General features: G+C 25.1%; 2 protein-coding genes. One reads left to right on the top strand and one right to left on the bottom strand.

Going from position 1 to position 4,363, the window contains the following annotated elements; all coding sequences use genetic code 4:
• The first annotated feature begins 116 nt into the window (after positions 1-116).
• Positions 117-1,037, top strand: a complete 921-nt coding sequence (locus BCF89_RS08710) for a site-specific integrase (protein WP_111518919.1) — start codon at positions 117-119, stop codon at positions 1,035-1,037.
• A gap of 57 nt (positions 1,038-1,094) precedes the next feature.
• On the opposite strand, the gene BCF89_RS08705 is transcribed toward BCF89_RS08710, so the two are convergent.
• Positions 1,095-4,286 (bottom strand): type I restriction endonuclease subunit R, encoded by a 3,192-nt coding sequence (locus tag BCF89_RS08705; RefSeq protein ID WP_111518917.1) that lies wholly within the window; start codon positions 4,284-4,286, stop codon positions 1,095-1,097.
• Between the last annotated feature and the right edge of the window lie 77 nt (positions 4,287-4,363).

Here is a 4,363-nt window from a genome sequence, read left to right as displayed (position 1 = left end):
GTCAAAATTTGTATAATATTCCAAAATCTAATGAACAATTCAAAATCTCCTCCTTATTTTCTACCCTAGATTCACTAATCACTCTTCATCAGCGTGGGTAAAAAAAGGATAGTATTATGAAAAAAAATGATATTTTAATCTATAAGTATTTTCAGAATTGAATAAATGTTTATAAAAGAGGTTCTATAAGAAATGTTAGTTTTAAAAAGTATGAATTAACACTAGATTGAATAATTAAATTAGCACCTGAAATTAAAATGTGCGATCTTGATCGAACAACATATCAAAAGATAATAAATGACTATGCAAAAACACATGAAAGGCAAACTACAATGGATTTTCACCATCATTTAAAAAGTTGTTTACTTGATGCTTTTGATGAAGGTTTATTAGATAAAGATCCAACAAGAAAGGTAGTAATAAAAGGGAAAGTTGCAAAACCAAAAAAGATCAAATTTCTAAGTAGTTTTGAACTGCAATTGCTATTAAAACAATTAAAACTTACTGATAAATTAAATTTTGACTGACTAATTTTTTTAATTGCAAAAACTGGGATGAGATTTTCAGAAGCCATTGCATTAACTCCTGAAGATTTTGATTTTTCCAAGCAATTATTAAATATTTCGAAAACATGAAATTATAAAGAAAACGGTGGTTTTTTACCAACTAAAAATAAGTCTTCAATTCGAAAAATTCAGTTGGATTGACAAACTGTTTCTAGATTTGCATCATTAATTCAAAATTTAGAAAAAAACAAACCAATATTTGTTTTTAAAAAGAAAATATTTAACTCTACAATTAATGATACATTAGCAAGAAGATGTAAAAAAGCCAATGTACCTACTATTAGCATTCATGGACTAAGACACACTCATGCATCTATTTTATTGTATGCAGGAGTCTCAATAGCTTCAGTTGCTAAAAGATTAGGTCACTCTAGTATGAATACAACTGAAAGAATTTATTTACACATTATTAATGAATTAGAAAATAAAGATCTAGATCTTGTTATGAGATCTATATCTACATTAAATTAATTTAAAAATATTACCCACGCATAAAAAAACGTCACCAATGTGACGTTATTTTGATTTCTATATAAGCATTTTTGATTTTTTTCTTTGTTGCTCAATAAATTCTTTAACATATCTTCTAAAATTAATTTGCTTTATTTTAAATAAAGATGTGTTAGATTTATTTGAGAGAATTCTTTTAATTTTGTCAGTTAATTTACCTTCACATAAATTATCCAATCTCCCGTTAGAATTTATATTATCATCTGAATTAATTATGTTTTTTAATTCTATTATATCTAAATTCATTTCTTCAGCAAAATCTTGAATTTGTTGTTCATTTTCCTTATTTGCTTGTTCTCTAACATATTGTCATAAACTAAATTCATTAATTTCATTAATTGAATTTGATGAAATTAACAAATGAACACCCTCTTTAGCAAAATCCTGATATTGTTTTGGGAATTTATAAACTTCTTTTAATAATTTTTCTTTTAATTCATCACGTCCTATTTGTAATTTTGCGATTTGTTCATTATTTGTTTCAGATTTTAAAGTATTATTAATATTATGTATTTCTATAGCTAAACTTCTGATATATTTATCATCAACATAAATAAAACTTGATGAGTTATCAACGTTAGCAAATTCAATTAAAATGTCTATCTGATCAGGTTTTGTTGATACTGAATCGAATTTTGTAAAGTCAATTTCTTTCATTCTTGTGCTAATTAGTTGAAATTCATCTTTAGTCATAGAGATTTTTGTAGGTTCATTTTCTCAATTAAAATCAAGAATTTGAGCAGAATTTAAATTCATTCTTAACTCTTGATAATGATGTAATAATTTCTTAGCATCATCTGCTGAAATGTTTTCTTGTTCTGGAATTGTTTCAAATTCAGGGTAATTTCAAGATTTAAAAATCTCCTTAATTTCATTAAATGCTTTATCAACTCTTGAACAGAATATCTCTAAATTTTTAGGTTCAGCCATAGCAGGATCGACTCCTGCATAAAGTTCTAAAGCCTCATCCATGTTTCATCTCATTAAACTTGGTTGTCTATAAAAAATCACATTACCATAAGGTTTATCTAATGATTTTATAGTTCTATTCGTTCTAGAAATAGCTTGAATTAAGTGTTCATATTCTAAGGTTTTATCAAAATACACTGTATTGATATATTTAGAATCAAAACCGGTTAATAATTGATTAACGACAATTAAGAGATCTAATTTCTTTTTATTATCTATGTTAATATATGGATCTTTCTGAGCTAGTCTTCTTTGTATGTCTTCTTTAAAACTAACATGGTCTTTTTTATTTTCAATATTAAAATTAGTATTAAAATCTTTATTATATTTTGTAATAATTCTCTTAATTGCATCTGATTTTGCTAAACCTTTAGAAGAATCAGTTGATTCTTCTGTTATATCTATACTAGGATCAAATAAAGCACTAAATTTTAAATCAAAGTTTCTATTTTTAGTTTCACTTTCAAAAAAATCAAAATACTCAATTGCATCTTTAATAGAAGAAGTTGCTAAAATTGCACTAAATTTTTTGTTCGAACTTTTGTTGTTTCATCTGTTTAAAATATCATTAACAACTTCTTGTTTGATTTGTTGCTGTTTTTGATTATTTACTAACGCAAATAAATCTTTTTCAAATTTTAATATTTGTTTATTTTTATCATAAAACGAGTTTTTTATTTTTTTTAAATCATTTTCTGCATATTCGCTGTAAGAATTATTTGTTTTTTCATAGTGCTTGAATTCATCTATAAAAGGTAATAAAACTTTATCAATATATCTGTATTCACAGTTAAATGGAAGAACCTTTTTATCTTTAATAGCTTCCTTCATTGTGTATTTATGAAGCAATTGTCCAAAGTTTTCTTGAGTTGTTAAATCATTTTTAGCATTTTCTTTTCTAATTGGAGTTCCTGTAAATCCAAATATTACTGAATTAGAAATATTTTCAGTAATATTTTTATACATTTCGCCAAAAGTTGTTCTGTGTGCCTCATCAAAAATAAATACAATTCTTTTTTTTGATATTTTATTTAATGCCTTTTCATAATTTTCTTTATCAACTCTTGATTGTTTATGAATAGAAGTAATAATAAGTTTTTGTTTTATAGAATCAGTAGTCAATTGTTTGACTAAATCATTAGTTGAAGTTACTTCATAAACTTCGATTTCACTTGATGAATTAAAATATTTAAAAGCGTTTTTTGTTTGAATTCCAAGTTCGATTCTATCAACAACAAATAATACAACATCTGCTTGATGTCATTCTAGTAAAAGTGTTGCAAGCTTAAAACTAGTTAGAGTCTTACCGGATCCAGTTGAGTGTCAAATATGACCCCCTTTAACACTTTTTGAACTTTTTTCTTTAAAAAATTCACTTTTAAAAAACTTTTCTTGAATTTTATTAACTGCATGAACCTGATAACTTCTTAATACTTTTAAATTATTATCACTACTATCAGCAATTGTGTAATCTGATATCATTCTATGTGCTGCTGGAATACTTAAAAATTGTTTAATTAAATCAAGTCAATGAGTGATTGGATTGTTATCTTCATCTGTTCATCTTAAAAACTTATCTTCTACTATATCTTTGTTATTGTTAACATTTGGCATGTACACCATTTCATTTGGTTTCATTGCAACAATAACTTGAACTAATTTAAAAATACCTTCTTTGTAAAAGCCTAGTTTCGAATAATTTTGTATTTGAATAATTGCTTTATTTAAATCTGTATTATTGTTTTTTAATTCAATATGAATCAAAGGCATTCCATTGAATAACAACATTAGATCAGCTCTTTTTTCACCATCATTAGTGCCTATGCTTACTTGTCTTGCGATTTGATATATGTTGTTACCTGCATTAATATCATGTCTATAAAAAATTCTTAATTTAACTTCTTTACCTAGTTTATTTGGATCTTCTTTGTTTGTTCTTGTTATTCCTATAAATTCTCCAGTTATTAAAACATTAGAATCGACAAATGTATTACATTTTTTAATTTGATTAAGAACTTGTTCCATTTCATCATCAGATAGAGGCACACCATTTAAAATATCTTTATTATTTTCAAATAAAATATTTTTTCAGTTCTCAATAAGTTTGTATTCTTTTACATTATTTAAAACAATATCATAATTTTTTGATAAGTTTTTGGGGTCAACAAAACCTTTTCAACCATACTCTTGCAAACTATTAACTATTGCTTCTTCAAATTCTTGCTCATTAGTAAAAAACATAAATCCTCCTATACAAACATCTTTTCTAGTAGTGTATTTTTTGTATTTTTTAACAGTTCTAACTTACGCTGATGAAG

It is taken from the genome of Metamycoplasma auris (assembly GCF_003253435.1).
In the GTDB taxonomy this organism is placed as follows: Bacteria; Bacillota_I; Bacilli_A; order Mycoplasmatales; family Metamycoplasmataceae; genus Metamycoplasma; species Metamycoplasma auris.
Note: the sequence above shows the minus strand (reverse complement) of the source record. Positions and strands in the feature narration are given on the sequence as shown.